Here is a 5,174-nt window from a genome sequence, read left to right as displayed (position 1 = left end):
GAGTAATGCTCTTTCTGGTCCAAAATATTAATCCCCTCTTGGGGGGAATAGAATTAGATAAATAATGCTTTTCCTACTCAGAAATATCAGACGCAAACTTTTGAAAAATAATAAAATAACAACCTATCTGCTTTATGCTATTGGGGAGATTATTTTAGTTGTTGTTGGAATTTTAATAGCAGTAAGTATCGATGATTGGAATGAAGGAATAAAGGAAAATGAAAAGCAACTAAAAATTTATAACGACATTTTAATAGATCTTGAAAAAGATCAACAACACTTTAATGGACTTTTAGAAGTTTTTAAAGAACACAACCTCAACTATTACGATATTTATGATGCCATTAAAATTGGTAAACAAGTTGTGAATGAAAAGGCATACGATTGGATGCTTTATAATAGAACCTTCGCACCCGTCACAAAACAAAATCATCAGTCATCTATCGACAAATTGAAAAATAATACTATTAGAACATCTCTTAATGAATACTTCACCATTCAAGAAGGGGCAAGAATAGCAATTAATGAATTTAATGATATAATACGATCTCAAACGAGGCCATATTTTCTTTCAGAGAATTTATTTAATGATGAAGCCATCTTTCAAGAAGATAAGTATGCATTTCTCCCTAAAGGGACTATTACTAATAAAATGCTGATAGCAGAAGCATTGAAGCAGCCTAAAATGCTTCAAGCGCTTGTCTTTTTAAGAATTTCTACTGGCTATTCAATAGCAGCATTAAAACGTCTAGTTAACGCTAATAACGATCTAATTCTTATGCTTGAAAAGGAAATAGATAAACAATAATGCTCTTCCTCCTCAAAAATATCAGACGCAAGCTTTTGAACAATAATAAAATAACAACCTATCTGCTTTATGCTATTGGGGAGATCATACTTGTTGTAGTTGGGATTTTAATTGCCGTTCAAATAGACAATTGGAATGAGGCTAATAAAGAACGTAAAATGGAGCTCCACTATCTGAAAAATATAAAAGAAGATTTACGAGCAAACATTAAAATTATAGACCAGTTTATCTACAATAGGGACAGTTGTATTCATTCGGCAGAAATAATAATATCTCATTTGGAAGGAGCACCCGTTACAGATTGGAAAGCATTTAATGAGCATTGCATTAATATTTATGACTGGCGTAGATACTACCGTGTGAATACTACCTTTGAAGAATTAACCTATTCTGGTAATCTGGGCTTAATCTCTAACGATACAATCAAAACCCAACTGCTAAATTTGGAATCTATGTTTATGGAAACCAAAGGAGAAGAAGATCACTTTCGGTTCGATTCAGAGGAGATTATTTACAAACCACTATATAATTTGGTGGATCTTCACCCTAGTTTGCGTAAATATGGTGGCGAAGATGTTGAACTTAACTATGAAATGTATAAAAACTACTTTGCAGATATAAGAGTTAAAAATGGCTTTCTTATGGTTATTCTGGAGCTTTCTAAAATGAACGGGCAACTTGCTCAAATGAAAGAAGTATCTCAGCAATTAATTAAAACGATTGATCTGGAAATCGCTAAAAAATAAGCTTTACACATTTGAACACTTAATAAGGCTGTAAAACCAGGCCTTAATTTAATGCCACCTCTTTGTTTATGGTTTTCTCCGCTTTTTCGGAAGTAGCTTTCCCTGGTAACGAAACACTTACCGTTGTTCCTTCACCCAATTCCGAATCAATCTTTAAATCACCACCCAATTTATCAACTGTTTCTTTTACAATATACAAACCAAGTCCTGAGCCGGCTCCATCATCTGTTGCCCTGTAAAACATATCGCAAACCTTATTAAGATGCTCTTTCGATATGCCTTTGCCGTTATCTTTTACCGTAATATGAACATTTCCATTTTGTTTGGCAACATCAATATCTATCGATGGTGTTTTACCATTCCTATACCTGATGGCATTGGAAATAAGATTATTTAAGATCACCTTCACACGCCAGGGGTCAGAAACAAATGGTTTATTCAAATCAATTTTCACATTTCGCTTCACGGGCTTACCATCTTGTGCAGCATGTTGCAATTGCTTAAATGTTTCATCAATTATTTCTTTGAAGGGCACCTCCACTTGTTTCACATCAGATCTCGCATTTTGCGATTGGTCTAAAATCTCTTTAATAAAATTATCTAATTGCTCGGCACTGCCATTAATCATATCAAAATACATATCCTTCATCACCACATCCTCTTCTTTCTTGGCCAGGTTCACTAACCCTAACATTGATGCGATAGGTGCGCGAAGGTCATGTGAAACGCTATACACAAAATTGTCCAGCTCTACATTTCTTTTTACCAACTCGTCATTCGTATTTTGTAACTTTTCTTCTGCCTTTTTTCGTGTATCAATCTGGCTGTTCAATGCTTTGGTCCTAATTTTCACCATCTCCTCCAGATTTTCATTAAATTTCAAAAGCTTCTCCTGAGCCTCTGCCCGCTCTTTTACGGTGGCCGATAAAACAATGGTGATAATGCTTACTACACCAATAAATATTTGAAGCAACAACATAGAGCTATAGCTGTCTTCCAAAATAAAAGGTCCTAACTGCTGTGCTGAAAAATAAACGGCCAGAATGGATACTGTAACAACGGCTGTCATAGAAACTGTAAGTGGAAACCGAAAAGCCAGCCAAAGCAAGAAAGGGATAACTATAAATGGTAATGCCCTATTGATGGCCATATCTGGTACCTGTAAAAGCATGTATAATCCTACAGCTCCTATAATTGCCACCATTAGTTCCAGCCACTTCTCTAAAGAAGCTTTCCAACTTACTTTTTGAAATGCAGCAAGGATAAAGGGTGTAAAGACTAAAATAGCTACAGTTTTTCCAACCCCTAACGACAGCCAGGTAATGGCTAATTCCTGCATGTCTATTACCCCATTCAATAAAAGGCTGGATGCCGAGATGCCTGACCCAACTCCTGCAATGAGTATCGCAACAAATAAGAAACGGAATGCGTTTTTCGTTTGATTGAAAGGGAAAGGGGTTTTTATCCAGTGGTTTATAAGATAGAAACCTACTAAAGCTTCAATTGTATTGCCAATAGCAATAAAGCCTGAGATGGTAATGATGGTTTGAGTAGGTAAATCCGGTAAATTCCAGAAAGCCATTATATTCGCGAGAAGTGCACCAATGGTTATACCGGGCCAGCATTTTCTTCCTAATAATACTAACAACGCGAAGGCTACGCCAGAGGGTGGCCAAATAGGTAATATGCTGGAATTATCAAAAGCTAGAAAATAGCCCGAAACTGCAGTTAGATAGTAAATAGCGGCTACCAGGATAATTTTCATGTCGAGGTAATACCTCTTAAATAGGTTAAAAGACATATGTATAGACACTTGTTCCAATTTAAAGATTGAAATAATTTAGCATAACCGCCTTTGCGAATAACTGAAGTACGTTATCTTTCGGTAAAGCGCATTTAAAGTAGTTAAACGACACAATACCTATTAGATGGTTGAAATACTCAGAACAGACTCTTCACATGTAGATTTTCAATCACTGGTGAAACAACTGGATACCTATCTGGCCAAGATAGATGGTGAAGAGCACAGCTTTTATCATCAGTTTAATAAGGTTGATGCTTTGAAGAATGTGGTACTTGTTTATACTAATAACCAACCCGCTGGCTGCGGGGCATTTAAACACTATAACTCCAAAACAGTAGAAATTAAACGTATGTATGTGCCGCCAGCACTACGTGGCAAGGGGTTGGCAACCCAGGTGCTTCAAGCGCTGGAAAGTTGGGCTGCAGAGAGTGGTTATTCTCGCTGCTTATTGGAAACGGGCAGGCGCATGCCCGATGCTATTGCATTTTACCAATCTCAGGGGTATAAACATACTCCAAATTATGGGCAATATTTGGGCGTAGCCAACAGCATTTGTTTTACAAAAATGCTTTCTGACTAATTTGTATCTTTAATAATGATTAATTTCTTCAGAGCCCTCCGAAAAGATTCTTCTTCTAATAAGAATATTGGAATGTACCGTTTATATGCCATTGGTGAAATAGTATTGGTGGTAATTGGTATTCTCATTGCGCTGCAGGTTGATAACTGGAACAAGGAAAATGAGAATCGGGATAAGGAAAGAAAGTATTTAACCGAATTAAAAACTAACCTACACGAAGACGTTATCCAAATTGATACTATCCTTGCTCAAAACAAAATTAAAGCTGCATGTATAAATAATGTACTAAAAGCGTTTGGAGCATTAAAAAATACGCCAGCTATGGTGTTGCGCTTTGGCATTAGTATGGATACACTTTCTAAATTTGAAGTTTTTAATGCTAACAGCATTGCGTTTCAAAACCTTATGTCTTCGTCAAGTATCGATCTTATAAAGAATGATACATTAAGAACGCTCCTACCCAGGTATTATAATGAAGTACGCCTGAGTTTAGAAATTGGTACCCAGAAAAGAGTAAGTGAGTCAACCAGAAAATTTGTGGATGAAGTAGGGCCGGTTCTCATGAATAGAGAATTGTTTTTAAGACTTTTAAATATTGATTTTCCAATCAAATCGATTTCTGAAGTTAATTTGGCTAATAACGAATTAATTGTGTCTGACCTCTTTTTTATGGATCGTATGATCTTATCTCAAAATGAAGATCTTTAGATATATAAACAAGATGCATTGCAATTAATAAACATTATAGCCTCCGAGCTAGAATAGTATATAAGTATTGATTGCAATTTTATTTCCTATTTTTGACAATACCCGTTGATAAGCACTTGTAAACATTTGTAAATGCTTACAAATAGAAAGGTGCTCATATACGGTTGTTACCTTCTATACCTTACATGATTAAAAACCTTCCAACATCAGAAAATTTTAAACTACTTGCACGGGAATGCTTGATACAGACAATTAATAATCTTTATCAAATAATTGAAGGGTATAACTTTAGTAAGAAAGAAGGAGTAATTGAATTTGCTGAAAGTGAAATTTGGAATTACCATAAAGGTGACCTGCGAACTTGCTTAATACTTGTACATCAAGGATTCGAACTCTATTTGAAATCCAAAATTTGTGATGAATCCCCATTATTACTGCTAGAAACCTCAAAAAGTGACTGGCCAACAAACCCCAATAGCGCAGATAAGGACTTTAATTAGCTTTTCACTATTTCAGGAGAATCGCTGA

5 protein-coding genes are annotated in these 5,174 nt (G+C 35.6%); 4 read left to right on the top strand and 1 reads right to left on the bottom strand.

The window, feature by feature from the left end:
- Positions 1 to 100 precede the first annotated feature (100 nt).
- Both RLO81_RS19310 and RLO81_RS19305 read left to right on the top strand, forming a co-directional pair.
- Entirely contained in the window at positions 101 to 808 is a 708-nt protein-coding gene (locus RLO81_RS19310; protein WP_350115721.1) for a DUF6090 family protein, read from the top strand.
- Between the two features lie 35 nt (positions 809 to 843).
- Entirely contained in the window at positions 844 to 1,554 is a 711-nt protein-coding gene (locus RLO81_RS19305; RefSeq protein WP_350115718.1) for a DUF6090 family protein, read from the top strand.
- 43 nt (positions 1,555 to 1,597) lie between these two features.
- On the opposite strand, the gene RLO81_RS19300 is transcribed toward RLO81_RS19305, so the two are convergent.
- Positions 1,598 to 3,355, bottom strand: coding sequence for an MASE1 domain-containing protein (locus tag RLO81_RS19300; RefSeq protein ID WP_350115715.1), 1,758 nt, complete (start codon positions 3,353 to 3,355; stop codon positions 1,598 to 1,600).
- A gap of 127 nt (positions 3,356 to 3,482) precedes the next feature.
- On the opposite strand from RLO81_RS19300, the gene RLO81_RS19295 reads away from it, so the two are divergent.
- Complete coding sequence (locus RLO81_RS19295) at positions 3,483 to 3,938, top strand: GNAT family N-acetyltransferase (protein WP_350115712.1); 456 nt, start codon at positions 3,483 to 3,485, stop codon at positions 3,936 to 3,938.
- 15 nt (positions 3,939 to 3,953) lie between these two features.
- Positions 3,954 to 4,646 carry a DUF6090 family protein gene (locus RLO81_RS19290; protein ID WP_350115709.1) on the top strand — a complete coding sequence of 231 codons (693 nt, stop codon included), beginning with the start codon at positions 3,954 to 3,956 and terminating at the stop codon, positions 4,644 to 4,646.
- Positions 4,647 to 5,174 lie beyond the last annotated feature (528 nt).

This window comes from Fulvivirga sp. (assembly GCF_040220315.1).
Lineage (GTDB): Bacteria > Bacteroidota > Bacteroidia > Cytophagales > Cyclobacteriaceae > Fulvivirga.
Note: the sequence above shows the minus strand (reverse complement) of the source record. Positions and strands in the feature narration are given on the sequence as shown.